26 protein-coding genes are annotated in these 23,196 nt (G+C 70.5%); 6 read left to right on the top strand and 20 right to left on the bottom strand.

Going from position 1 to position 23,196, the window contains the following annotated elements; all coding sequences use genetic code 11:
- Window positions 1-39: 39 nt before the first annotated feature.
- The 3 genes from G3I54_RS28115 to G3I54_RS28105 form a co-directional block, all read right to left on the bottom strand.
- Window positions 40-954 (bottom strand): carbohydrate ABC transporter permease, encoded by a 915-nt coding sequence (locus G3I54_RS28115; protein WP_137235468.1) that lies wholly within the window; start codon window positions 952-954, stop codon window positions 40-42.
- Window positions 951-1,931: a sugar ABC transporter permease gene (locus G3I54_RS28110; RefSeq protein ID WP_164618403.1), complete on the bottom strand. Its 981-nt coding sequence runs from the start codon at window positions 1,929-1,931 to the stop codon at window positions 951-953. Before G3I54_RS28110 ends, G3I54_RS28115 begins: the two co-directional genes overlap by 4 nt.
- Before the next feature lie 217 nt (window positions 1,932-2,148).
- A complete protein-coding gene (locus tag G3I54_RS28105) occupies window positions 2,149-3,453 on the bottom strand; it encodes an extracellular solute-binding protein (protein ID WP_164618401.1) in 1,305 nt (434 codons plus the stop codon).
- A 235-nt stretch (window positions 3,454-3,688) separates the two neighbouring features.
- On the opposite strand from G3I54_RS28105, the gene G3I54_RS28100 reads away from it, so the two are divergent.
- A complete protein-coding gene (locus G3I54_RS28100; protein WP_164618399.1) occupies window positions 3,689-6,511 on the top strand; it encodes a glycosyl hydrolase in 2,823 nt (940 codons plus the stop codon).
- A 101-nt stretch (window positions 6,512-6,612) separates the two neighbouring features.
- Here the strand turns inward: G3I54_RS28100 and G3I54_RS28095 are convergent, their stop codons facing one another.
- Window positions 6,613-7,656, bottom strand: coding sequence for a LacI family DNA-binding transcriptional regulator (locus G3I54_RS28095; protein ID WP_164618397.1), 1,044 nt, complete (start codon window positions 7,654-7,656; stop codon window positions 6,613-6,615).
- Window positions 7,657-7,951: 295 nt separating this feature from the next.
- Here G3I54_RS28095 and G3I54_RS28090 point away from each other — a divergent pair, with 295 nt between their 5' ends.
- From G3I54_RS28090 to G3I54_RS28080, 3 genes are all read left to right on the top strand, one after another.
- Window positions 7,952-8,194, top strand: coding sequence for a hypothetical protein (locus G3I54_RS28090; protein ID WP_164618395.1), 243 nt, complete (start codon window positions 7,952-7,954; stop codon window positions 8,192-8,194).
- Complete coding sequence (locus tag G3I54_RS28085; protein ID WP_164618393.1) at window positions 8,184-8,420, top strand: hypothetical protein; 237 nt, start codon at window positions 8,184-8,186, stop codon at window positions 8,418-8,420. The genes G3I54_RS28090 and G3I54_RS28085 overlap by 11 nt, the downstream gene beginning before the upstream one ends.
- Before the next feature lie 113 nt (window positions 8,421-8,533).
- The gene (locus G3I54_RS28080) at window positions 8,534-9,151 is read left to right on the top strand and encodes a hypothetical protein (protein WP_164618391.1); all 618 of its coding nucleotides are present in this window, start codon (window positions 8,534-8,536) and stop codon (window positions 9,149-9,151) included.
- A gap of 103 nt (window positions 9,152-9,254) precedes the next feature.
- Here G3I54_RS28080 and G3I54_RS28075 read toward each other — a convergent pair whose 3' ends face one another.
- From G3I54_RS28075 to G3I54_RS28015, 13 genes are all read right to left on the bottom strand, one after another.
- On the bottom strand, window positions 9,255-9,608 hold the full coding sequence (locus G3I54_RS28075) for a PRC-barrel domain-containing protein (protein WP_164618389.1): 354 nt from the start codon (window positions 9,606-9,608) through the stop codon (window positions 9,255-9,257).
- Window positions 9,609-9,833: 225 nt separating this feature from the next.
- A complete protein-coding gene (locus G3I54_RS28070) occupies window positions 9,834-10,004 on the bottom strand; it encodes a hypothetical protein (protein ID WP_030077531.1) in 171 nt (56 codons plus the stop codon).
- A gap of 64 nt (window positions 10,005-10,068) precedes the next feature.
- Complete coding sequence (locus tag G3I54_RS28065) at window positions 10,069-10,854, bottom strand: NAD(P)-binding domain-containing protein (RefSeq protein ID WP_343240444.1); 786 nt, start codon at window positions 10,852-10,854, stop codon at window positions 10,069-10,071.
- Window positions 10,815-11,456, bottom strand: coding sequence for a contact-dependent growth inhibition system immunity protein (locus G3I54_RS28060; protein ID WP_164618385.1), 642 nt, complete (start codon window positions 11,454-11,456; stop codon window positions 10,815-10,817). Before G3I54_RS28060 ends, G3I54_RS28065 begins: the two co-directional genes overlap by 40 nt.
- Before the next feature lie 8 nt (window positions 11,457-11,464).
- Window positions 11,465-11,764: an RNase A-like domain-containing protein gene (locus tag G3I54_RS28055; protein WP_164618383.1), complete on the bottom strand. Its 300-nt coding sequence runs from the start codon at window positions 11,762-11,764 to the stop codon at window positions 11,465-11,467.
- A gap of 8 nt (window positions 11,765-11,772) precedes the next feature.
- Window positions 11,773-12,519: a hypothetical protein gene (locus G3I54_RS28050; protein ID WP_164618381.1), complete on the bottom strand. Its 747-nt coding sequence runs from the start codon at window positions 12,517-12,519 to the stop codon at window positions 11,773-11,775.
- Window positions 12,516-13,127: an RNase A-like domain-containing protein gene (locus G3I54_RS28045; protein WP_164618379.1), complete on the bottom strand. Its 612-nt coding sequence runs from the start codon at window positions 13,125-13,127 to the stop codon at window positions 12,516-12,518. Before G3I54_RS28045 ends, G3I54_RS28050 begins: the two co-directional genes overlap by 4 nt.
- Before the next feature lie 11 nt (window positions 13,128-13,138).
- Entirely contained in the window at window positions 13,139-14,251 is a 1,113-nt protein-coding gene (locus G3I54_RS28040; RefSeq protein WP_164618377.1) for a hypothetical protein, read from the bottom strand.
- Window positions 14,251-14,550 carry a WXG100 family type VII secretion target gene (locus G3I54_RS28035; protein WP_164618375.1) on the bottom strand — a complete coding sequence of 100 codons (300 nt, stop codon included), beginning with the start codon at window positions 14,548-14,550 and terminating at the stop codon, window positions 14,251-14,253. Before G3I54_RS28035 ends, G3I54_RS28040 begins: the two co-directional genes overlap by 1 nt.
- Window positions 14,551-14,601: 51 nt before the next feature.
- Window positions 14,602-14,982, bottom strand: coding sequence for a WXG100 family type VII secretion target (locus tag G3I54_RS28030; protein ID WP_343240443.1), 381 nt, complete (start codon window positions 14,980-14,982; stop codon window positions 14,602-14,604).
- Between the two features lie 227 nt (window positions 14,983-15,209).
- Window positions 15,210-16,781 carry a PTS transporter subunit EIIC gene (locus tag G3I54_RS28025; protein ID WP_164618373.1) on the bottom strand — a complete coding sequence of 524 codons (1,572 nt, stop codon included), beginning with the start codon at window positions 16,779-16,781 and terminating at the stop codon, window positions 15,210-15,212.
- 50 nt (window positions 16,782-16,831) lie between these two features.
- Window positions 16,832-17,821 carry an N-acetylmuramic acid 6-phosphate etherase gene (gene murQ, locus G3I54_RS28020; protein ID WP_164618371.1) on the bottom strand — a complete coding sequence of 330 codons (990 nt, stop codon included), beginning with the start codon at window positions 17,819-17,821 and terminating at the stop codon, window positions 16,832-16,834.
- Between the two features lie 94 nt (window positions 17,822-17,915).
- Entirely contained in the window at window positions 17,916-18,833 is a 918-nt protein-coding gene (locus G3I54_RS28015; RefSeq protein WP_164618369.1) for a MurR/RpiR family transcriptional regulator, read from the bottom strand.
- Window positions 18,834-18,928: 95 nt separating this feature from the next.
- Between G3I54_RS28015 and G3I54_RS28010 the strand changes: the two genes are divergently transcribed.
- Window positions 18,929-19,297, top strand: coding sequence for a hypothetical protein (locus tag G3I54_RS28010; RefSeq protein WP_164618367.1), 369 nt, complete (start codon window positions 18,929-18,931; stop codon window positions 19,295-19,297).
- Window positions 19,294-19,563, top strand: a complete 270-nt coding sequence (locus G3I54_RS28005; RefSeq protein ID WP_164618365.1) for a DUF4031 domain-containing protein — start codon at window positions 19,294-19,296, stop codon at window positions 19,561-19,563. Before G3I54_RS28010 ends, G3I54_RS28005 begins: the two co-directional genes overlap by 4 nt.
- A gap of 75 nt (window positions 19,564-19,638) precedes the next feature.
- Here G3I54_RS28005 and G3I54_RS28000 read toward each other — a convergent pair whose 3' ends face one another.
- From G3I54_RS28000 to G3I54_RS27990, 3 genes are all read right to left on the bottom strand, one after another.
- The gene (locus G3I54_RS28000) at window positions 19,639-20,286 is read right to left on the bottom strand and encodes an HAD family acid phosphatase (protein WP_164618363.1); all 648 of its coding nucleotides are present in this window, start codon (window positions 20,284-20,286) and stop codon (window positions 19,639-19,641) included.
- A gap of 155 nt (window positions 20,287-20,441) precedes the next feature.
- On the bottom strand, window positions 20,442-21,752 hold the full coding sequence (locus G3I54_RS27995) for a Cmx/CmrA family chloramphenicol efflux MFS transporter (protein WP_239144621.1): 1,311 nt from the start codon (window positions 21,750-21,752) through the stop codon (window positions 20,442-20,444).
- A 125-nt stretch (window positions 21,753-21,877) separates the two neighbouring features.
- Window positions 21,878-23,116, bottom strand: a complete 1,239-nt coding sequence (locus G3I54_RS27990; protein WP_164618359.1) for a PQQ-binding-like beta-propeller repeat protein — start codon at window positions 23,114-23,116, stop codon at window positions 21,878-21,880.
- Between the last annotated feature and the right edge of the window lie 80 nt (window positions 23,117-23,196).

The raw sequence follows: 23,196 nt of genomic DNA, 5'->3' as shown, positions 1-23,196 counted from the left end.
GGGGCGAGCAGATGGGGCGAGCAGAGGGGGGAGCGCGGGTCAGCCCTTGACCGCGCCCTGCATGATGCCGCCGACGATCTGCCGGCCCAGCAGGCCGAAGACCAGCAGCACGGGCAGCGTGCCGAGCAGCGTGCCGGCCATGATCACCGACTGATCGTTGACGTAACCGCCGCCGAGCTGACGCAGCGCGACCTGCACGGTCGGCTCCTGCGAGGACAGCGCGATGATCGGCCAGAAGAAGTCGTTCCAGGCCGTCATGAACGTGAGCATCCCGAGCACCGCCATCCCCGGCCGCGCGATCGGGACCACGATCGACCAGAAGATGCGGGCCGTGGACGCGCCGTCCACCCGGGCCGCCTCGATCAGCTCGTCCGGCAGCGACTGCACCAGGTACTGGCGCATGAAGAAGACGCCGAAGGCGGAGACCAGGCCCGGCAGGATGACCGCCTGGAGCTGGTTCACCCACTGGAGTTCGGCGATCAGCATGAAGAGCGGGATCACACCGAGCTGCGGCGGGATCATCATCGTCCCGATCGTCAGCGTCAGCAGGGCGTTGCGGCCCTTGAACTTCAGCTTGGCGAAGGCGAATCCGGCCAGCGTGCAGCACAGCACCGTGCCGATCGTGATCGAACCCGACACGATCAGCGAGTTCAGCAGCGCCTTGCCGATGTCCGCCTCTTCGAGGACCTGCTCGAAGTTCTTGATCAGGTTCGGTCCTGGCAGCAGGCTCGGCGGGACCTTCGCCATGTCCGCGTTGGACCGGCTGGCAGTGACGATCGTCCAGTAGAACGGGAACGCCGAGATGAGGAGGGCGAAGCCGAGGATCAGGTACGAGAGCCAGCCGCCCTTCATCGTGCGGCCCGCGCCTCCCTTGCCGATGCGCCGGCCCGACGGCGGGCTCTGCGGCGGATCGCCCTTCTCGGGCGCGGTCGGCGGTGCGGCGAGCGCGGTCATCGGCCGGCCTCCTTGCGTGCGCGGCGGCGCACGAGCAGGGCGTTGACCCCGACGAGCACCACGATCAGGACGAACATCACCCAGGCGATGGCCGCGGCCCGGCCCAGGTGGAAGAAGCCCCAGCCCTGCTCGTACATGTACAGGCCGAGGGTCTGGTACTGGTGCGAGATACCGCCGGAGATCGACCCTTCGAACAGCAGCGGCTCGCCGAAGAGTTGGGTCGCGCCGATCGTCGAGATGATGACGGTGAAGATGATCGTGGGGCGCAGGCCGGGAAGGGTCACGTGGATGAACTGCCGCCAGCGCGAGGCCCCGTCCATCTCCGCCGCCTCGTACAGCTCGTGCGGGATCGACTGCATGCCCGCCAGGTAGATCAGCGCGTTGTACCCCGTCCACCGCCAGATCACGATCGTCGAGACCGCGATCTGCGAGGCGACCGTGCCCGTCTGCCAGTCCACCGGGTCGAAGCCGACCAGCCCGATCACGTAGTTGATCAGCCCGAAGTCCTTGCCGAAGAGCTGCGCGAAGACGAGGGTCGCGGCGGCGACGGAGGTCGCGTACGGGAGCAGGATCGCGGTGCGGATGAAGGTCCGGCCGCGCAGCTTGTAGTTGAGCAGGTGCGCGAGACCCAGCGCCATCGCCAGCTGCGGGACCGTGGACAGCACGCCGATGGTGAACGTGTTGCGCAGCGAGGTCCAGAAGTACTCGTCGGTGAACAGCGCCGTGTAGTTGGCGATGCCCCGCCACGCCATCTCGCCGCTCGTCTGGAGCTCGACCCGGTAGAGCGAGACGAACGCGGTGTAGAGGAGCGGGAAGAGGCCGAAGGCCAGGAAGAGCGTGAAGAACGGGGCGATGTAGGCGTACGGGGAGGCCTTGCGCCAGGTGCGCCGGAGCGCGGCGGCCCGGCCGTCGTCGGGGCCGGGCCCGGTTCCGGCGGGGCCGGGGGGCCCGGCCTTCGCGGTGGCGGTGAGGGACACGGTGCGGCCCTTCGGGATCGGGGGCGGTCTGTTGCGGAGGTACGGAGATGCGGAGATGCGGAGGTGCGGAGGTGCAGGGCTACGGGGGTACGGGGGTGGGGCCGGGCCACCGTGGTGTGCACCGGTGGGCCGGCCCCAGGGGCGGGCGGGGGAGGAGCTGGACCGTGCGGACCGGCGGGTCAGCCGATCCGAGGTGCTGGACCGTGCGGACCGGGGGTCAGCCGATCACGTTGTCCACGCCCTTCTTCGCCGTCTCCCATGCCTTGTCCGCCGGCTTGCCCTTGCGCTCGACCTCGCTCAGCCCGTTCGTGATCTGCTGCATCACGTTCTGATCGTGCACACCCAGCACCTGCACCGGCGCATCCTTGGCCGCGTCACCGAAGATCTGGCCGATCGGAGCGCCCGAGAAGTAGTCGTCCTCGGCGTCCGCGATCGTCTCGATGGCGCCCGTCGAGGACGGGAAGTTGCCCTGCTTCTGGAAGACCTTCGCCTGCTGCTCGGGGGCGGTCAGCCACTCGATGAGGGCGTAGGCCTCCTTCTTGTGCTTGGCAGCGCGCGGGATGGAGAGGTACGAGCCGCCCCAGTTGCCCGCGCCGCCGGGCAGCTTGGCGATGTCCCACTTGCCCTTGCCCGCGTCACCGGCCTGGCCCTTGACGTAGCCGAGCATCCAGGCCGGGCACGGGATCGTCGCGAACGAACCGGCCGCGAACGCCTGGTTCCACTGCGGCGACCACTGGTCGAGCTTGGCGCTCAGGCCCGCCTCGGCCGCTTCCACGGAGCTGTCCCAGGCCTTCTTGACCGCCGGGTTCTTGTCGTAGATCAGCTCGCCGGAGGCGTCGTAGTAACGCTCCTTCTCCTGGCCGATCATGATCCCGTAGAGCGAGGCGACGCTGTCTATCCAGGCGCTCTTGGCGGGGGCCTTCTTCTTGTACTCCTTGCCCAGCTCCAGGTAGCCGTCCCAGGTGGCCCACTTCTTCGCGAGCTCCTCGCGGTCCGTGGGCAGCCCGGCCTGCTTGAAGAGGTCGGTGCGGTAGCACATCGCCTCCGGGCCGACGTCCGTGCCGAGGCCGAGGATCTTGCCGTCCTTGGTGGTCGCCGCCGACCACTTGGCCTCGGCGAACTCGTCCTTGAGCTTGTCGGCCCCGAATTCCTTCAGATCCTGGAACTTGTCGGCCTGCTGCTGGGTGACCGACGCGATACGGCCGACCTCCACGCCCTGCACGTCCGCGAGGCCGCCGCCGCCCGCGAGGCGGGTCTGGAGCGACTTCCAGTAGTCCGCCTCGTCCTGGGTGTCGCTCTGCTTGATCGTCACGTTCGGGTTGAGCTTCTGGTACTCCTCGTACAGCCCGGCCTCCTTGAAGCCGAACGACCCGAAGAGGTCGACGTTGAGCGTGACCTTCCCGCCCGCGCTGTCGGACGAGTCCGACGAGTCGCCGGATCCACAGGCGGCGAGGAGGGCCCCGGCGAGCACGACCGCGCCGAGGCGGACGGTGGCTCTCTTGGCGGCTCGGGCGATGGGCATGGGAAGCCTCCCTTGGCTTCGGGATGAACCGAGCGCCTTGAGAGCGCTCTCAAAACCTGCGTCTGGAGCGTCCCCCACCACCCCCGCCCCGTCAAGACTCGAACGCATAACAGCTTGGGGTTACACCGGACTACCGCCCAACTGCCGCCCGTGTGCGTTCTCTTGACACTTACGTTTCAGGAGTTTTACGTTCCTTGACACTTGAGAGCGCTCTCGAACGCGCTCTTCGCCCCCCATGATCGAGGTGCTGCTCGTGCTGACCTCCCTCTCCGGACTCGTTTCCCGAGTCACCCCCAGACCCGCCGCGGCGGCACTCCTCGCCGTCGCCGTGGCCGCTGTGGGCCTGGGCCCCGCCGCATCGCCCGCTGCCGCCGCCACCATCCCCGCCGGCGCCGGCAGCTACACCGACAGCCGCCCCGCCGGCACCTCGGGCCCGACCACCAACACCGGCGCGCCCGTCACCCCCAAGCTCACCAGCGCCGCCCGGGACCAGCCGGTCCCGACCAACGACTGGTGGTCCTCGCTCGCCTTCCAGCGCTACGGCGACAACCCGTACAGCACCCCCATGTACGGCCACCCGCTCACCTACCAGGCGACCTCCGGCGGACTGGAGGTCGGCTACCCGACCACGCCCGCGATCGTCGGCGACGGCCGGCAGTACGAGTACGCCCACAAGGCCGACCTCACCGTCGGCCTCTCCGGACTGAACTCACCCGACACCAAGGCCGACGCCTGGTCCGACTGGACGGTCACGCCGTACTGGGCCGACGGCACCCGCACCTTCCGGGCCACCATCGGCCACGGCATGCCCTTCGTGTACGCCAAGGGCTCCGGCGGCGACGCCCGCGTCACGACCGCCTCCGCGCCCACCGTCTTCGCCGACGACGGCAACGTCCTCGGCATCACCGTCGCCGGACACCACTACGCGCTGTTCGCCCCGACCGGCAGCGACTGGAACGTCTCCGGCTCCACGATCACCGCGGGCCTCGGCTCCAAGGACTACTTCTCGCTCGCCGTCCTGCCCGCCACGGACGCGCTGGCGACCTACCGCAAGTACGCCTTCAGCTTCGTCACCGGCTCGCAGGTGGCCTGGCAGACCACCGGCGGCAACGTACGCGCGACCTACAGTCTGACCACCGAGGCGAAGGAGGGCACCGAGCGCGGCACGCTCCAGGCCCTGTACCGCCACCAGTGGCTGCACACCACCGACGCACTGACCCCGTACACGTACGTATCGCCGCGCGGCACGATGAAGGTGCGCGAGTCCGCCACCTTCACCACCAGCCAGAAGAACAACGGCGTCGTGCCCGCGCTGCCCGCCTCCAGCGGCGTCGACAAGGCCCGGCTGACCGGCTACATCAACGAGGTCGCCAACGCCTCGGACCCGTTCTCCGGGGCCTCGGACACCTACTGGACCGGCAAGGCGCTCGGCCGCCTCGCCCAGCTGGTGCCCGTCGCCGACCAGATCGGCGAGACCGCCACCCGCGACAAGCTCCTCGGCCTGATGAAGGGCCGGCTCCAGGAGTGGTTCACGGCGGGCGGGGCCAGCGAGTTCAGCTACGACAAGGACTGGAAGACCCTCACCGGCTACCCGGCCTCGTACGGCAGCGACACCGAGCTCAACGACCACCACTTCCACTACAGCTACTACGTCTACGCGGCGGCGATCATCGCCCAGTACGACCAGGCCTGGGCGGCCGACTCGGCCTGGGGCACGATGATCAAGCACCTGATCCGCGACACCGCCAACCCCAGCCGCACCGACTCCGCCTACCCCTTCCTGCGCGGCTTCGACGTGTACGCCGGCCACAGCTGGGCCTCCGGCCACCAGGGCTTCGCGGCGGGCAACAACCAGGAGTCGTCATCGGAGTCCATCAACCTCAGCGCCGGGCTCGTCCTCTGGGGCGCGGCCACCGGTGACAACGCGCTGCGGGACCTCGGCAGTTACCTGCTGACGACGGAGTCCGAGGCCATCACCCAGTACTGGTTCGACGCCAACGAGCAGGTCTTCCCCGCCTCCTTCGGCCACGACACGGTCGGCATGGTCTGGGGCAGCGGCGGCGCGTACTCCACCTGGTGGACGGCGAACCCGGAGGAGATCCACGGCATCAACGTCCTCCCGGTGACCGGCGGTTCACTCCACCTCGCCCGCGAGAAGGCGGCCATCAAGCGCAACATCGCCGAGATGGAGCGCGAGAACGGCGGACCCGCCCAGGAGTGGCGCGACCTGCTCTGGGAGTTCGAGTCGCTGGCCGACCCGGCGGCCGCCAAGGCCAAGTGGGACGGGGTGAACGGGAATTACGAGCCGGAGCAGGGTGAGTCCAAGGCGCACACCTACCACTGGATCAACACCCTGAACACGGTCGGCGCGCCCGACATGACGGTCAGCGGCGACATCCCGACCTCCGCCGTCTTCTCCAAGGACGGCACCCGCACCTACACCGCGCACAACCACGGCTCGACCGCCCGCACGGTGACCTTCTCCGACGGCAAGACCCTTTCCGTACCGGCCCGTTCGACGGCCACGAGCACCGGACCCGGCGGCAGCAACCCCGACCCGGAGGAGCCGGGGCCGTCCACCGGCAACACCTTCCGCCTCAAGACCGGCGGCGTCCTCACCACCGCCACCACGGACCCGGCGGGCGCGGACACCATCGCCTCGGCCGACGGCGTCAACCGGGACGGCACCCCGTACCGTCCGACCGTCTACGAGGTGAAGAAGGTCAACGGCAAGGTCTCCGCCGGGGCCGCCACCGCGTTCCGCCTCCGGGTGGACGCGGGCACGAAAGTCGGGCTCGCCCCGCAGGTCCGGGTCAGCTACGACCTCACCGGCGACGGCACGTTCGACCGGGCCGAGACCTTCCGCTACTTCGCGACCGACCCGGTCGCTGGCTGGGAGGAGTACACGCAGGCGGCGGGCGTCCAGGCGGCCACCGGCAGCCTGGGCGAGCTGAAGAACGGCACGGTCCGGCTGGAGGTCTGGAACGCGCTCGGCAACGGCACGTCCCAGGTGCAGACCGGGACGGACGCGGCGGTGCTGCGGATTCCGTACCAGTGACCGCTGCCGGTCGACGACCGGCACCGGTGACGTAGGGCGCGGCGGGTCTCCGGTTCCTCAGGCGGAGGCCCGCCGTTCGCGTACCTACGCCCCCGACGCGCTCAGGCGGAGGCCCGCCGTACCAGCGTGACCGGGGTGATCACCGACTCCGGGACCTCGCCGCTGCCCGTACGGTCCCGGTCCAGCGCGCGCAGCAGCAGCCGGGCCATCAGTCGCCCCTGCCCCTCGATCTCCTGGCTGACGGTGGTCAGCGGCGGGTCGGTCTCCGAGGCCACCGAGTCCATGTCGTCGAACCCGACCAGCGCCACCTGCTCCGGCACGGCGATCCCCCGCTCGCGCAGGACCCGCAACGCACCCGACGCCATCAGGTCGTTGGCGACGAACACCGCGTCCAGATCGGGCCGCCTCTCCAGCAGCTCCGCCATCGCCCGCGCCCCGCTCTCCACGGTGAACGCCCCGGCGGCCACCAGCGTCGGGTCCACGTCCAGCAGCACGTCCCGGTAGCCGTCCAGCCGGTCCATCGCCGAGGTCTGGTCGGAGGGCCCGCCGATGTGCGCGATGTGCCGCCGTCCGAGGTCCTTCAGATACTGCACGGCCAGCCGCGCCCCGCCCCGGTTGTCCGCGTCGACGTACGGCACGGCCTGGTCGCCCGGGTCGGCGGTCCAGCTGGGCCGGCCTCCGTACACCGCCGGGATCCCGGCCCGCCGGGTGATCGCGGGCACCGGGTCGTCGGTGTGCAGCGAGAACGCGAGCGCCCCGTCCACATGCCCGCCGGACAGATACCGCGCGATCCGGTCGAAGTCGCCGGGCCCCTCCACGAGCAGCAGGACGAGCTGGGTGTCGTGGGCGGTCAGCTCCTTGCTGATGCCCCGGATCTGCTGGGAGAAGAACGGGTCCGAGAAGAACCGGGTCTCCGGCTCGGCGATGACGACGGCCACCGCGCCGGTGCGCCGCGTGACGAGGGTCCGCGCCGCGTGGTTCGGGATGTAGCCCAGCTCCTCGACCGCCTTGAGCACCTTGTCCACGAGCGGCTTGCGGACTCCGTCGCCCCCGTTGACGACCCGCGAGGCGGTGGCCCGGGACACCCCGGCACGTGCCGCGACGGCTTCCAGGGTGGGCCGGGAACCGGGGGACTGCTCGGGCAAGGCGGTCGCTCCTCGTCGACGGGGGCGGCGATACGCGGGCTGGTGCTTGAGGACGCGCGTGGGTGCGCGAGGTGCGTCGTATACGTGCTCGGTGTCGCCGCCGGATCGGCTACAGCCTAGCGCCGGGCACCGACAGGGCTGAGAGCGCTTCCAGGGCAGGGCCCGGGGAGGCGGTGGCCGGCCGGGACCGCCCGTGTCGGCGGAGCGGTTGCCGGAACTGCGCCTCTTACGGGCCAACTGCGCGTTGAACACGCTGGGTATGCATGGCCATCACTCAGAGTGGAAGGTGTGCGGCATGGAAGCGATGGAGCGGCGCAGGGCGGCGGCGGACCGGGTGCGGACGGCGGAGGAGGCCGTGGAGCGGCTGAGGGAAGGGCTCGCGGAGTACGGGGTGAAGCTGCCGTCCCTGCGGATCGATCCGGTCTCGTGCGCGGGTGACGAGCCGACGCCCCTGGTCGACCTGGGCCGCTGCAACATCGACACCGCGTTGCGGCTGTGCGAGGTGCTGGCGGAGAAGGAGAGCGGTCATGACGGGTGAGGGATGTGAGCCGGGTACGCCCGAGGCGGGCGCGTTCGCGGTGGACGGGCGGGACGGGCGGGTCGGCCGGGTGACGGGCCGGTCCGGGCCGAACGTGCGGCTGCGGCCGCCCGGCGGCGGGCCGGAGTGGGAATGCCCGCCGGAGGCGGTGCGGCCGGCGTCCCCGGGCGTGGTGCTGCGGGCCCGGGTGACGGAGATCAACCGGGAGGGCCAGCTGCCGCGTTGAGGCCGGGCGGGGTGCGGACGGCCAGGGTGGTCGGGGCGTCACGGGCGGTCGGGGCGGCCAGCTGCCGCCCGCTCGCCGGGCGAGGTGCGATCGGCACTCGTTACGCTGCCCCGATGACCGGTGACGAGGGAATGCGGGCGGGAGCGCGGGCGGCGCGCCGTCTGGCGGAGCTGGGTGTGTGCGAGCTGGGGCCGGGGCTGAGCGAGGCGGAGTTCGGCCGGATCGAGGCGGAGTACGGCATCGTCTTCGCCGACGACCACCGGGGCTTCCTGGCGGCCGGGCTGCCGGTGGGCCGGGCGGCGCCGCCGGAGGAGGGTGAGTCCCCGCGGAACCCGTGGCCGGACTGGCGCGGCGGCGACCCGGCCCTGCTCCGGGAGCGGTTGGAGTGGCCGGTGGAGGGGCTGCTGTTCTCGGTGGAGCACGGCTGGTGGCTTCCCGGCGGCGGGTGGGGGGTGCGTCCGGCGGACGCGGTGGAGGCCGTCGCGGCGGCGCGGGCCGCGCTCGCCTCCGTACCGAAGCTGATCCCGGTCTACGGGCACCGGTACCTGCCGTCGCGGGAGCCGTGCGGCAGCCCCGTGCTCTCGATGTACGGGGCCGACATCATCCACTACGGGCGGGACCTGGCGGACTGGGTGGAGCGGGAGTTCGTGGGGTGGGAGGCGGGCGCGGCGGAGGGGCCGTCCCCGGCGGACGGGAGCGGCCCGCCGTTCTGGTCGGAGCTGGTCCTCTGAGCGGCGCCGGGGGCTCAGGGGCGGGCGAACGTGCGGGACGGCGGGGCCGACCCCTCCTCGGGGCCGGGCCCGCCGCCGTTCGGGGGCGTACGCCGGGTCGCCGTCACATGATGCGGAACGCCAGGTAGTACGCGGACAGTTGCTCGTGGTAGCCCGGGTCCTCGGCCTGCCGGTGGCGGTCGAACTCCGGGGAGTCCTTGACCTGCTCCTTGGTGAGGTCGATGTAGACCTTCCGCTCCTCGGTGTCGATGCGCTTCACCGTGCCCGCGGGCAGCAGGACGTCCTTGCCGAAGATCCAGACTCCGGTGTCGACGAGCAGATAGGCCGAACCCACCTCGTCGGAGTGCTTGTCGACCTTTCCGATACCGCCGTCGGTCGCCTCGACCGAATAACCGGTCAGATCGGCGCCCGCGGTATGACCGCTCGACGGCTGGTAGCCCCACAGGGAGTCGCTCATTGTGGCTCCTTTCGCGAAGGTCGCCTGACTCATTCTTGTGGTTCATTCTTGCGGCGGATCATTTGATTCGTCATTGATATTCCGCTGACCGTCGTGTGCCCGGAGAACGATGGCCTACACCTGGTCCGGGTGCCGGAACGGAAAACGGGGCGGAAAACAGGGGCGGGACCGGGCATTTGCCCGGTCCCGCCCCTGTTTCCACAGGTCGGAGCTGCTTCGGAGCTACTACCAGCGGTACCACCGACCCCGTCGGCCACCGCTCGCGGCGGGACGGACGAAGAACCCTACGAGCCAGAGCACCAGCACGATCACGGCTATCCACCAGAGAGCCTTGACCGCGAAACCGGCACCGAAGAGAACCAGGGCGAGCAGAAGAACGAGTAGCAGGGGAACCATGATTATCAACCTCCAGGAATTCAGGTTCCCGCTGGTTTTCCGTCTACACGCGCAGGAGGCGGAATTATTTATGACCGGCGTCCGCCGGCGGTCGGGTGACCACCTTGATGTTGAACGTGTGGGAGTCCACCCCGCCCGCGATGCCCATGAAGAGGAACGCGAAGTGCTCCTGGCCGCGCGCCGTGGTGATGCCTCCGATGTCGAGCTGGGAGGACTTTGGCCAGCCGAGGTCGGTGAGCAGCCGGCCGGTGGTGCGCTTGGCCTCGGCGTCGTCGCCGGAGAGGAAGACCGTGCCCGGCTCGGTGAGTTCGCCCGGGGCGGTCATGGTGGTCGAGTCCATCGTGCAGAGCGTCTTGACGACGGGCGTCAGGGGGAAGGCCTCCTGGATCAGTTCGCCCAGGCTGCTGTTGGGGTGGGTGAGGGTGCTGAAGTCGTCGGAGAGGCCGACCCCGACGTCGATCAGCAGGGTGCCCGCCAGGGCCGGGGCCCCGATGGAGCGCAGCAGCTCCACGGAGACGCCGCCCGGGGTGGCGTTGACGAGGACCTCCGCGTGCGCGGCCGTTTCGTCGAGGCCCGCGACGGGGAGGCCGAGGTCGGTGCGTTCCTTGGGCCGACGTGATCCGAGGAGGACGTCGTGCCCTGCGGCGCGCCAGCCGTGGGCCAGGGCGCGGGCGACATTTCCGGTGCCGAGCAGTCCTATACGCATGGGTGCGACGCTAGTCAGCGGGGCTGCCGGGGCGGATCGGCCGATGGGCCCGTGCGCGGCAGGACCTATGGCGTAGTCCGCAGGGCGGGTGCGGGTGCGTGGTGTCAGTGGTGGTCGGCCGCGCGGGCGAGCTCGACCAGCCATCCGACGATGCTGAGCGGCGCCGGAGGTTCGACCTCCATGCCGAGTTCGGCCAGTCCGACGGCGTAGTCCGGCTCCTCGACGGGCAACGCGAGCAGATCATGAAGCTCTCCGGCGAGCTGGGCCACCAGTCCCGGATCCGTGCTGTCCAGATAGTCCTGGAGCGCGGCCGCGTGGTCCTCGAACTCGTCCGGCATGTCCTGCGAGTACCAGCCTCCGAGCAACTGCGCGAGCTCCGGAAAGCGGGCCCGCCACTCCCAGTGGGTCTGCGGAGGCGCGGGCGGCGGCGCCTGGCCGGTCTCGACGCTCTCCTTGAGGCGGTCCGCGAGCATCAGGAGCCAGTCCTGGATCCGCTCGTCCGGCAGCCCCACGTCCGGCACCGGATAGAACTCGCCGAGGCGGAGCCGCAGTCGGCCCGGAGGGTTCCGGGCGTACTCACGGAGCTGGAGTTCGGCGGTGGCGATGGACCACGGGCGGGTGCGCCAGGTGTGGCGCAGGTAGCCGGTGATCGCTTCTTCGTCGTCCGCGGTCCGGCCCAGGTAGGCGCGGACCACCTGATCCAGTTCGCCGTACTTGCGGTCGTGTTCGAGTGGCTTGAGGGACACGGATGCCTCTAGAGATAGATCGGTGCGGTGGAGTGGACGACGAATCCGTGCGGACGCGTGGGCTCGCGCCTGAGGACGACCCGTGCGGCGCGCACCTCGACGGCAGGACGTCCGGCCAGCATCATCGCCTGGAGCAGCACGCGGCCGACCGGCTCGGGACGGGAAGGCCAGGCCGCCTCGATGGTGAGGCGTTGCCGGGTGGACTGGGCCAGCCAATGGTGGATGGTCTGCTCGTTGGCGGTGACCACCTGCTGTGTGGCCCACTGGGCTGCTTCGCGGTCGGTGTACGTCGCGCTGCGGGTTCGCACGGTGTGCGTCACTTCCCTTTCGGCCACACGGGCGGATGGGCAGAGGCGAGGTGGTCGATGATCGACCGTGCGAGGAGAGGGAAGAATTCCGTGAAGTCGGCGTTTCCCGATCCTCCGCTGAACACCTCGGAGAAAAACCGGTCCATCGCGTCCTCGTCATTCTGGAACAGTGCCAGCGCCTCGTAGCTCTCAGCGGCCAGTCCGGGAAGGTTCCACATGCACAGAGGATGCGTCTCCTCGATGATCAGAGCGATGCTCTCCTCGATGCTCGCGGACTGCATGTCGTCGGAGATCGCCACTCCGTCCTGCCCGAAGTAAATAGGCAGGAACTGGCTGAATCGCGGAAATCTGAGCGAGATCTCCCGAGCTGTCCAACCCCGGCGCTCGTACTTTTCCTCGGTCGGAAGAGAGCGCCAGTCCAGAATGTACGAGGAGATCTCGCGATATATTTCGGGTGTTCGGTCGGACGGTGCGGCGGCGGGGATCTCCCTGAGCGACGGAGACCCGGGGTCCGCGGCGAAGGTCTCCGCGGCGGTGAGCAGCTGGGAGGCGATCTCGTAGAAGGTCCTTCCGCCGCCGCGCCGCGCGTACGACAGGGCGCGGAGGGTCGGCCCGAGGCGTCTTTGCCACTCGTCGGCGTCCGTCGGGATGCCGGTGGAGGAGAAGGGCGCCAGGAGGATGCGGGCGCCTTCCAGCTTGAATTGTTCCACCATCTCTTGTCGCCGTACGCCGCGCCTGTCGTCGCTTCGGGTCATTCTCCTTCGCCCTTCTTCACAGGTGCCGGCATGGAGGTCAGGACAGTGAAAGGTGGATCAAGGTCGGGATTGTACACCAGGCGCGTTTCGACGCCTTTCACATTGGTGGCCTTGTCCGACGGGAATGGCGAGTTCTTTATCTCCTGCTTGTCGATGCTCCGGCCGCTGTACTCATCCGGATCGGCGGTATGCGGTACTCTAATGTCGAGGCGTTTTCCGGAATCCGGCTGATCGGCGAGCCAATCCTTGATGGCTCCCTGATTCGCGTCGATGGTGTACTGCGTCATCCGTTGCGCCGAGTCGATGTCCTTGAAAGCGGATGCTCTGGCGACCATGGGCTGTCCGTGTTCCCACTCGGTTCCTGGGCGCGGCCCCTTCTTCAGGTCATCCCGCAGGCGCTGGGCGAGCTGATCATCTGTCAGGCCGATGTGCTTGTTGACGGTGTGCGAGTTCTCCAGCCACTCCGTCGACGCCAGGTCGATCTCATAGTTGCCGAGGTCCGCGTTGCCCGGTCGCGACCAGCGGTGCCGAGGCTTGAACTCGTCGAGGGCCCGTGCACCGAACGCCCGGGCGCGCGCTTCCTCCGCCGCGAACCTCGGAGCGCTCATGAGCGCCTCCGTCAGCTCGGCTTCGAGGCCGCATCCGCGGCGTCGTGGAGGGCCCGATGCAGCGTTTCGCCGGTTCGGGCGAGCACCTCGATGACGGGCCGCCGGTCGGCGGGCGAAACGGACGGGTTGGTCCGCCACTCGCGTGCGTCCGCCGCACCCCGGGCGGCCGGCTTCGCATCCGAGATCCGACGGCTCCCGCCCCAGGCCGTCGTGCCCCAGATCGACTGGCAGAAGGAGTTCATCGCCGCCTGCCACTCGTTGTTGCTGCCGTCGGTGAGATAGGCGATGCACGAGGTGAAGTTGGTGGCGGACTCCTTGGCCGCCTTGGCGGCGGCGAGCCAGGCGTTGCCTATGCCGCGCAGCTCGCCCGTGTTGGCGCCGGGAGTGATCTCCACGGTCTTGCCGAGGCGGAGCACATGTTCGACGGCCTCGTCGATCTGCTCGGCCAGCCAGTCCGGGCCGTTTCCGGCCCAGGCGAGGATCGGTCCGGAGTTGTCGCCGGTGCCGGTCCACTTGATCGAGGACACCGACTTGTACGTGGTCTTGCCGACGCTGGTCGGAGGGCTCCGGCGCGGCGGTTCCTCTCCGCGGTGCTGACGATTGGCTGCCCGCGAGGCCCAGTCCGCCTGCTGGTAGTTGTTGGCCGTCACCGTCAGGCCGACGATGACGCCCTCGATGCTCATGATGCCTCTGGCCCACAGCTTGAGGAAGCTGTCGGCGACGTCCTCGTAGGCCGCGGCGAGGGCGTCGGCGCCGTGCCCGCGCCCCGCCACCTGCGTCTGGCTCCAGCCGCCGACCGCGTCGACCAGCTGGTTCGCGGACTTGTGGAACTCGAACTGCTCGTTGCTGACGAGTCCCGAGGCGTAGTAGACGTGTCCCGGCGAGACGTCGAAGCCGCCGCCGGCGTCCGGCGGAGCCGACGGCTTGAGCTCCTCCACGTTCCTCTTGCGCTCACGCTCCGCCGAACCGGTGTCATGACGCGAGATGTCGACGCCGTTGGGGTCCTTGAGCGATCCCGGTGACGGTTCGGGCGTCGGCTGAGAGCCTCCGGAAGGACTCTTCGGTTCACCGCTGTCGGCCGGGGGCGTGGCCGAAGGAGAAGGGCCCGGGGTCGGCTCACCCATCAGGCCGCGCCCCATCCGCGCAGCACGGCCTGGTGGGCCGCCGCGTAATTGGTGTGGCCGGTGGTGACGACGTCGTGCAGCCACGCCTGTGCGGCTTGGAGGTCCTGCATCTGACGATCCCACTTGTCGAGCTCGTCCACGAACGTGTCCCGTGCCTCGCCCTCCCACGTGAGGACGACCTTCTCCGTCCTGCCGTAGAGCGTTTCGAGCTTTTCGTTGAGCTGCTTGAGGATGTCTTCGAGTTCTCCGGCCAGATCCCGCAGAGTGGAAAAGGAGACACCTATGTGGTCGTCGGTCACGCGAGGGTTTCCTTCGGTGCGTGTGAGAGCGCGAGAGATTCGGCGCGAGAGTCAGAGGTCGTTGATCCTGCTGTGCGGCTGGGGCCCCTCGGAGAGGTGTCGTGCCTCCGCCGCCACGTCCACGTTGGACCGGACCGACCGCATGGCCTGGAGCACATCGAGCTCCTGCTCCGTGAAACCGTCCCGGCCCATGCGCATGGCCGTCTCAAGGACCTTGAGGATCTCCCGGATGCGCACCGCGTCCTCGGCTGCTCCTCGGTGGAGTGCGCGATAGCCCTTGGCCGCCTCGCCGCGCCAGCCGGACTCGATACGGTCCACGACGGCATCCATCCGTCGCACCTGGGTGTCCAGATGACGCTGCATCTCGTCCAAGTCGCCTGCGAGCCGCGTGAGATCGGCGGCCGACACGGCGAGGTTCGGTGGCTGGGTCACCGTTGCATCCTTCCCCCGTGAACACTCCACGCACCTTAACAACGCGGCCGCACCGTCGATCGGCGACCACCTGGGCCTTGAGGACTTTTTGACGTCAGGAGACTCCGGCTCACTCCGCGGCAGCCGGCCCCGGCACGTACGACGACGGCTCCGGCCGCCGCACGTGCGGCGGCCGGAGCCGTGGTGGAAGGACTGCGCGCAGACGTTCGCCGGTCGTTCTCCGGCAGTCAGACTCCGGCCGGCGCCTTGGACGGGGAGGAGCCGGGGCCGTCCGGGGTGTCCGGTGCGCCGGAGGGCGTCGTGGGGTGGGGCTGCGGGCCGCCCGTGGCGGCGACCGTGGACGGGGTCGGTTCCTGGGAGACGTTGAACTCGGCCAGCAGGTCCTTGCCGAAGCCGAAGAAGTACGTCGCGACGAATCCGGCGACATAGCCCACCAGCAGGCCGCCCGCGTAGATCGCGATCGTCGAGCCCAGTCCGTGGTTGCCGTCCAGGAGCGGGAACAGGGCCCAGCCGGACGGGCCGATGGCCGTCGAGCCGACCGTGTCGCCGAGCTGGTTGAACAGGCCGACGAAGCCGCCGCCGAACGCTCCGCCGACGCACGCCGTGATGAACGGGCGGCCCAGCGGCAGCGAGACGCCGTAGATCAGGGGTTCGCCGACGCCCAGCAGGCCCGCCGGGAGCGCGGACTTGATGGTGCGGCGGATCGACTCGTTGCGGGGGAGGCGGAAGTAGACGGCCATGGCCGCGCCGACCTGGCCGGCTCCCGCCATCGCCAGGATCGGGAGCAGGACCGTGTAGCCCTGCTGCTCGATGAGCGTGGTGTGGATCGGGATCAGCGCCTGGTGCAGACCCAGCATGACGAGGGGCAGGAACAGGCCGCCGAGCACGAAGCCCGCGCCCGCGCCGCCGTTGGACAGCAGCCAGTCGGCGAACGTGCCGATGGCCGAGGACACCTCACCGGCCACGTACATCAGGCCGAAGATCGTCACCAGGCCGGAGATCAGCACCGTCAGGGTCGGGGTGACCAGGACGTCCAGCGCCTCCGGCACCCACCGGCGGCACCACTTCTCCACGTACACGGCGAGGACCGCCGCGCCCAGGGCGCCGAGCACACCGCCCTGGCCCGGCGAGAGGGTCTGGCCGAAGGCGTCGATGTTCGCGACGCCCGGGAAGACGATGATCGCCGCCACCGCACCGCCCAGGATCGGCGTACCGCCGAACTCCTTCGCCGTGTTGTAGCCCACGAACACCGCGATCAGCGCCATGAAGCCGGACGCCATCGCCGCCAGCGCGGGCGTCACGGCGGGCAGCCACTCCAGGTTCACCAGCAGACCGTTGAGGCCCGCGATGATCCCGCAGCCGATGAGCGCCGGGATCAGCGGCACGAAGATGTTGGCGATCTTGCGCAGGAACAGCTTGAACGGGGTGGCGTTCTTCGCCTTCCGCTGCGCCTTGATCGCCGCGCCCTGGGCCGCCAGCTCCTCGGCGGAGACGGCCCCCGGGGCCGGTTCCGGAGCCGGCTCCGGGGCGGCCTCGCGGGCCTCCTCGACCAGCTGCTCGAACTCCGGGGTGACCCGGGCGACCGTGCCCGGACCCAGCACGATCTGGTACGTGTCGTCCTCGACGACGCCCATCACGGCGGGCAGGGCCTTCAGCGCCTCGTCGTCGACGAGGGACCGGTCGTGCAGCCCGAGGCGGAGCCGGGTCATGCAGTGGGCGATGGAGGCGACGTTCGCGGCACCGCCGACGAGCGGCAGGATCGCGGCGGCGGTGGCGCGGTTCTTGTCTTCTGTGGCCATGGTGCTCGGTGCCTTGCTGTGCGGGGGGTGGGGCGGGGTACCCGGGTGGGTCAGGTGGTGCGTACGGCCGCGAGGGCGGCGCGCAGGTGGCCGTCGGACTCGGTGAGGAGCCCGGTGGCGGTGGGGCCGTCGACCTGGCCGAGGATGACCAGGATCGCGTTCTTGACCTCGCCGTCGGTGGCGGTGAGGGCGGCCTCGATCTCGGCGTCGGACGCGCCGGTGGCCAGGGAGACGATGTGCCGGGAGCGGGCGCGCAGCTTCTCGTTGGAAGCGCGTACGTCGACCATGAGATTCCCGTACGTCTTGCCGAGCCGGATCATCGTGATCGTCGAGATCATGTTGAGGACCAGCTTCTGCGCCGTGCCCGCCTTCAGCCGGGTCGAGCCGGTGAGCAGCTCGGGTCCTGTGACGATCTCCAGGCCGTGTTCGGCCGCCGCGGCGAGCGCGGAGTCCGCGTTGCAGGAGAGCCCGATGGTCAGGGCGCCCTGCGCGCGGGCGTGCTCGACCGCGCCGATCGCGTACGGCGTGCGGCCGGAGGCGGAGATGCCGACCACCGTGTCGTCCGCGCCCAGCTTCAGCGCGTCCAGGTCGGCGGCGGCCAGCTCCTTGCTGTCCTCCGCGCCCTCGACGGCCGTGACCATGGCGGAGGGGCCGCCCGCGATCAGGCCGACGACCTCGGACGGGTCGGTGTTGAAGGTGGGCGGGCACTCGCTGGCGTCCAGCACCCCGAGGCGGCCCGCGGTGCCCGCGCCCGCGTAGATCAGCCGGCCGCCACGGGCCATGCGCGCGGCGGTGGCGTCGATCGCCGCGGCGATCTGGGGCAGCCGCTCGGCGACGGCGGCCGGGACGGTGGCGTCCTCGCCGTTCATGATCCGGGCGATCTCCTGCGTGGCCAGCCGGTCGATCTCGGCCAGCTCGGGGCGGAACGCCTCGGTGGTGAGGGTGGCCAGCTGGGCGCGGAGCGCGTCGTAGCTCTCGGTGGAGCCGGTGGAGCCGGTCGATCCGGTGGCGTCGGTGTTCGCGTCGGTGGTGGAGGTCATGGGGTGCGGCTCTGCTTTCTCGAACTCGGTCTCGTACGCGTACGGGTGGTGCGTGGCCGGTGGCCCGCGGTCCGTGGTCGGCGGTCCGGGGCGGTCAGCGGGTGCGGGGGTTGTGGCGGTGGGCGAGGGCCTCGTAGGAGGCGGCCAGGGCGGGCGCGGCGGTCTCGTACGTCCGCTGCGCTACGCCTATGAACAGGCAGTCCACGACGAGCAGCTGGCTGGTCCGGCTCGACATCGCGGCGGGGCGCAGCTCGCTCTCGCGCGCGGTGGACGTGGTCAGCACATGGTCCGCGTACTGCGATACGGGCCCGTCGGGCCGCCCGGTGATCGCGATCGTGGTCGCCCCGCGGTCGAAGGCGACCCGCAGCGGCTCGATGACGTCGCCGGTGGAGCCGGAGTGCGTGATCGCGATGGCCACGTCACCGCTGCGCAGCTGCACGGCGTTGGTCACCGCGAGGTGCGGGTCCATGTGGGCGTGGGCGATCAGGCCGATCCGGAGCAGCTTCTGCGCCAGGTCCTGGCCGACGAGGGAGGACGCCCCGACGCCGTAGATGTCGATGCGGCGGGCGGTCGACGCGGCGGCGACGGCGGCCCCCAGCTGTACGGTGTCGAGCCCGGCGGCGGTGTCGGCGAGGGTCTGCTGCTCGTCGTAGGCCAGCTTGGCGACCACGTCGGCGATCGGGTCGTCCACCGCGATGTCGGCGGTGACGGCGGGGGCCCGGCCGGACTCCTGGTGCGCGGCGAGGCCGGCCAGCGCGAGCCGCAGATCCCGGTAGCCCGGGTAGCCGAGGAGACGCGCGGTGCGGACGACGGTGGCTTCACTGGTGCCGGTGAGCTCGGCGAGACCGGTGACGGTGAGGGCGGCGCAACCGGCCGGGTCGCCCGCCACGGCTTCGGCGACCAGCTGCATCGAGCGGGTCATGGAGGGGGCGAGGGTCCGGACCTTGGCGGCGAGGGCCGCGGGGGCCGGCGGGGAATCGCCGCTGAAAATTTCCTTCACATCACTGGTCACATCTGAAAGATATTTTCAACCTCGTGCTCCGTCAACCCCTCTTTGGTCCCTACCTCTGGCGGCGGCCGCGGTGGCTCCTCGCGCACAATGGGTGCATGGAGTTGAACCCCCTTGAGCAGTCCCTGCACACCGCCCGCGCGCTCGTCATGGCCGATCTGGCGGCGGGCGACGTCGCCGAGGCGGACATCGTCTCGCTGGTCGAGGACGCGGTGACCCACCGGCGGTGGTGGGTGGAGCAGTGGCCCGAGGGCGCGGAGTTCGTGGCCGGGCTGGTCGCCCAGGACGTGCAGGACGCGCTGCTGGAACGGTACGGGCGGTGGCCGCTGTGCCCCGTCTGCACCGAGGAGGAGCCGCACGCGCTGGACGTGGAGCCGGAGCTCGGACCCGACCCGCACTGGGTGTGCACCAAGGCGGCCGTGGCGGTCGCGCCGGTGGGGGCGCTGGGCGGGGCGCTGCGGCGGTGACGGTCTACATCGACCCGCCCACCTGGCCCGGACACGGCCGCCTCTGGTCGCACCTGGTCAGCGATGTGTCGTTCGAGGAGCTGCACGCCTTCGCCGCCGCGATCGGCTGCCCGCCGCGCGCCTTCGAGCGCGATCACTACGACGTGCCGGAGGCGCACTACGCGGACGCCGTACGGGCCGGGGCGCGGGAGGTCGGCTCCAAGGAGCTGGTCCGGCGGCTCACGGCGGCGGGCCTCCGGAGGCCCAAGGGGCGGCCGACGCCCTAGCGGCGGGCCGCCCCTCTCGTACGGACTGGGCGGGGCCGCCCCTCTCGTCCGGACTAGGAGAGCTTGCCGTCCGGACTAGGAGAGCTTGCCGTCGTAGTCCGGGAGCTTGAAGCCGCGTTCGGCGTGGCCGCCGACGATGTCGGTGGTGTTGTTCCCGATGTTGGCGATGATCTTGTACCCCTTCGCCTCGATCGCGGCCCGCTGCTCGGTCTTGTAGGCGCTGACCTCCTCGAAGAGGTCGGGCAGGCTGCGTACGTACAGCCCGTCGACCGGGTAGCCGGCCTTCTTCAGGTTCCAGTCCGTGAGGGAGTGGATGATGCCCGGCCGGGCGGTGACGAAGAAGACGGCCACGCCGCGCGAGTCGGCGTAACGGGCCAGCTCGCGGACGTCCCCGACGGCCGGGGTGGGCAGCTCCCAGAACGGGTGGAAGTGCGTCTCCAGCGCGGTGTTGTCGATGTCGAGGACGATCGCCTGCTTCTCGCTCCCGGCGCTCTCCGTCCGGGCCTCGATCCAGGGGCGCGCCTCGGCGACGACCGCCGCGACGTCCCGCCGCCAGGTGCCGTAGTCGACGTCCGCGGCGAGGGTGGAGGTGGAGGTCGCGGGGGCGGTACGGGCCGGGGTCCGCGTCTCCGTCGCGCCGGCCGAGGCGACGGGGACCGCGACGAGGGCGAAGGTCGCGGCCAGCGCCGCAGCGGTGCGCTGGATGGTGGCGCCTGCATGCATGGGGACTCCTGGGTGGGGAACCTGCCAATGGCCCGTACGCCGCGATCGGACGCCGGGTTGTCATGCTCGCGCTCAATAATGAAGGGCGGGTGGACAACTCACTACTGGTCGGTAGCGTCTTTTTCGGCTGCTGTTCGACCGGAGGGTCCCGGGGGTCAGGGCTGGGTGGGGTACGGCCCCTGTGCCCCCGCCACGCAGTCGGCCGTACCGGTCCGCTCGGCGGCGGGCACCCGTGCCTGCGGGGCGGCCTCCGTCGTACGCCCCCGACCGGCCGCCGCGCTCTTCGCGATCAGCCGCGAGCGCGACCGGCCGCCCTCGCCGTCGCCGCGCTGGAGGTGCAGCGCCACCCCCACCGCCGCCAGGGCCACGACCGTCATCGCCGCGCCCGCCCAGGCCGTGGAGGCGAAGCCGAAGTCCAGGTCGATCACCGTGCCGCCGAGCCACGGGCCGCTCGTGTTGCCCAGATTGAACGCCGCCGTCGTGGTGGCTCCGGCCAGCGTCGGGGCGGCCCCGGCCACGTTGAACATCCGGGCGTTCAGCGCGGGGGCCGTGAAGAAGGCGGACAGGCCCAGCAGGAACGCCAGCGCGACGACCGCGACCTGGCTGGAGGCGAACAGGGCCAGCGCCACCAGGAACACCGTGGACGCCGTGATGCCGCTCAGCAGCACCCCGAAGAGGTGCGCGTCCGCGACCCGGCCGCCGATCACCGTGCCGATCAGCGCGCCCACGCCGAACAGGCCGAGGATCCACGGCACCCAGCCCGAGTCGAGGCCCGCCACGTCCGTGAGCAGCGGCGCCAGGTAGCTGAACGCGCAGAACACCCCGCCCGCCGCGAGCGCGGTGATCACGATGGCCAGCCAGACCTGCCGGTCCCGGTAGATCGCCAGCTCCCGCTTCAGCTCGGGCTTCTTCTCGGGCAGCGGGATGTGCGGGATGCGGGTGGCGACGCCGACCAGGGCCACCGCCGAGGCCGCGCCGACCGCCCAGAACGCCGAACGCCAGCCGAGGTGCTCGCCGAGGAAGGCCCCCAGCGGCACGCCCAGTACGTTCGCGACGGACAGGCCGCCGATCATCACGGCCATCGCCCGCGCCCGCGCGTTCACCGGGACCATCGCGATGGCCACGGCCGCGCCGACCGCCCAGAAGCCCGCACAGGCGAGCGCGCTCACCACCCGGGAGACGAAGAGGATCTCGTACGTCGGGGCCAGCGCACCGGCGATCTGGCCGAGGCCGAACACCGAGATCAGCGCGATCAGCGTGGTGCGGCGCGGCAGCCGGAGCGTGGCGACGGCCAGCAGCGGGGCGCCGACCACCATGCCGATCGCGAACGCGGATATGAGGAGTCCGGCCTGCGGAATCGACACGTCCATGTCGTCGGCGATCGGCGGGAGCAGGCCCGACAGCATGAACTCGCTGGTGCCGAGTGCGAAGACCGAGAGGCCGAGAATGTATACGGCCAGCGGCATGGGTGCGCGGCGGGAGAGAGAGTCGGGCATGACTCGTCCCAACGCCGGGGAACGCCTCCGCATTCCCCGGCGCCGGGAGGAGGGCGCGCTTGTTCACGCGCCCGTCACGCTTGTTCGTGCCCCCGTCACGCGGGAAGGGCGTGCAGCTTCTTCCCGTGCAGGGCGAAGACGTGCTTGCCGTCGGTGGCCACCAGCCACGCGTGGTAGTCGCCGGACTTGTCGTTGAACGTCCAGCGCAGGGCGCCGGTCTTCGCGTCGAAGGCGTGGACGCCGCCCTGCTTGTCGAGGTCGGTGGCTCCGTAGAGGGCGCCGCCCGCCTTCACGAACTGCCGCGGCACCTGTGCGCCCGAGTCCTTGAGGGCCGTGGACTGCCAGACCTTCTTGCCGGTGCCCGGCTCGAGGGCCCACAGCGTGCGGCCGCTGTCCGCGATGTAGAGCACGTCCTCCACGAGGCTCGGCTCCCGGAAGGTGGTGAACTTCTCGGTCTCCACGGACCACTTCTCGGACCCGTCGGACAGGGCGAACGCCTGGAGCCGCTGACCCTGCGGGACGATCACCAGATCCTGGTGGACGACGAACGGCCCGTAGCTCGTCTTCGTCGTCTTCTGCGTCCACACCTGGCGGCCGGTGGCGGTGTCGCGGACCGTGAGGTTCTTCTTGAAGTCGGTGTAGACGAGGTAGCGGCCCCGCACGACGGCGTGCACGCCGTTCTGCTCGGTGCCGAGGTCGCGCTGTTCCTTCCAGACGACCTTGCCGGTGCTGCTGTTCAGCGCGGCGATCACGTTGGTGTGGGACGAGTTGTCGGGTTCGAGGATCTCGGCGATGACGTACACCTGGCCCGCGTCCACCGCGACCGGCCTCGGCTGCCGGTACTCCTTGCCCAGGTGGCTGCGCCAGGCCTCCTTGCCGGACCCCGGTACGTAGCCGATGACGTTGCCGTCGTACTTGCCGCTGGCCAGGTAGAGGGTGCCGTCGCCGAGCAGCAGCGGGGCACCGGGGACCGCGCCGCCCGGCAGCGACCACCGCTCCTCGCCGCTCGCCGCGTCGAGGGCGGCGAGCGGATCGCCGCTCGCGATCACCACGCCGTCCACGGCCACCAGTTCGTCGTTGTCGCCGTAGGTCTGCGCCGAGGTCGTCCTCGTCCACAGCGGCGCGGGGGCCTGCCCGTCCTTCGGCGCCTTGCCCTCCTCGGGAGAGGCGCTGCGCGGCGGCGGCGTGCTGCCTTCGCCGCCGGTCGCCGACTCGTCCTCGCAACCGGTCAGCCCGGCCCCGAGCACCGCCATCGTGAGGCCGCCCCCGGCCAACCGCAGTACTCGTCGCCGCGAAGATCTGCCGACCGTCGTGCTGCCGTATCCCTTGGACATTTCGCCGTACCCCCGTGGAGTCGTATGAGCGGAAATCTGAGCGGAAAGATGAACGAACTGCCTTTGCAGAGTGTGTGCAT

It is taken from the genome of Streptomyces sp. SID14515 (assembly GCF_010548505.1).
In the GTDB taxonomy this organism is placed as follows: domain Bacteria; phylum Actinomycetota; class Actinomycetes; order Streptomycetales; family Streptomycetaceae; genus Streptomyces; species Streptomyces caviscabies.
This window is presented reverse-complemented; position numbering and strand designations above follow the sequence as displayed.

Excerpts from the sequence above, each read along its gene's own strand:
- G3I54_RS28115 (WP_137235468.1), bottom strand. The coding sequence starts at position 954 with ATGACCGCGCTCGCCGCACCGCCGACCGCGCCCGAGAAGGGCGATCCG.
- G3I54_RS28105 (WP_164618401.1), bottom strand. The coding sequence starts at position 3,453 with ATGCCCATCGCCCGAGCCGCCAAGAGAGCCACCGTCCGCCTCGGCGCG.
- G3I54_RS28100 (WP_164618399.1), top strand. The coding sequence starts at position 3,689 with ATGATCGAGGTGCTGCTCGTGCTGACCTCCCTCTCCGGACTCGTTTCC.
- G3I54_RS28090 (WP_164618395.1), top strand. The coding sequence starts at position 7,952 with ATGGAAGCGATGGAGCGGCGCAGGGCGGCGGCGGACCGGGTGCGGACG.
- G3I54_RS28085 (WP_164618393.1), top strand. The coding sequence starts at position 8,184 with ATGACGGGTGAGGGATGTGAGCCGGGTACGCCCGAGGCGGGCGCGTTC.
- G3I54_RS28080 (WP_164618391.1), top strand. The coding sequence starts at position 8,534 with ATGACCGGTGACGAGGGAATGCGGGCGGGAGCGCGGGCGGCGCGCCGT.
- G3I54_RS28075 (WP_164618389.1), bottom strand. The coding sequence starts at position 9,608 with ATGAGCGACTCCCTGTGGGGCTACCAGCCGTCGAGCGGTCATACCGCG.
- G3I54_RS28070 (WP_030077531.1), bottom strand. The coding sequence starts at position 10,004 with ATGGTTCCCCTGCTACTCGTTCTTCTGCTCGCCCTGGTTCTCTTCGGT.
- G3I54_RS28065 (WP_343240444.1), bottom strand. The coding sequence starts at position 10,854 with ATGGCTGGTCGAGCTCGCCCGCGCGGCCGACCACCACTGACACCACGC.
- G3I54_RS28050 (WP_164618381.1), bottom strand. The coding sequence starts at position 12,519 with ATGACCCGAAGCGACGACAGGCGCGGCGTACGGCGACAAGAGATGGTG.
- G3I54_RS28045 (WP_164618379.1), bottom strand. The coding sequence starts at position 13,127 with ATGAGCGCTCCGAGGTTCGCGGCGGAGGAAGCGCGCGCCCGGGCGTTC.
- G3I54_RS28040 (WP_164618377.1), bottom strand. The coding sequence starts at position 14,251 with ATGGGTGAGCCGACCCCGGGCCCTTCTCCTTCGGCCACGCCCCCGGCC.
- G3I54_RS28025 (WP_164618373.1), bottom strand. The coding sequence starts at position 16,781 with ATGGCCACAGAAGACAAGAACCGCGCCACCGCCGCCGCGATCCTGCCG.
- murQ (WP_164618371.1), bottom strand. The coding sequence starts at position 17,821 with ATGACCTCCACCACCGACGCGAACACCGACGCCACCGGATCGACCGGC.
- G3I54_RS28010 (WP_164618367.1), top strand. The coding sequence starts at position 18,929 with ATGGAGTTGAACCCCCTTGAGCAGTCCCTGCACACCGCCCGCGCGCTC.
- G3I54_RS28000 (WP_164618363.1), bottom strand. The coding sequence starts at position 20,286 with ATGCATGCAGGCGCCACCATCCAGCGCACCGCTGCGGCGCTGGCCGCG.
- G3I54_RS27995 (WP_239144621.1), bottom strand. The coding sequence starts at position 21,752 with ATGCCGCTGGCCGTATACATTCTCGGCCTCTCGGTCTTCGCACTCGGC.
- G3I54_RS27990 (WP_164618359.1), bottom strand. The coding sequence starts at position 23,116 with ATGTCCAAGGGATACGGCAGCACGACGGTCGGCAGATCTTCGCGGCGA.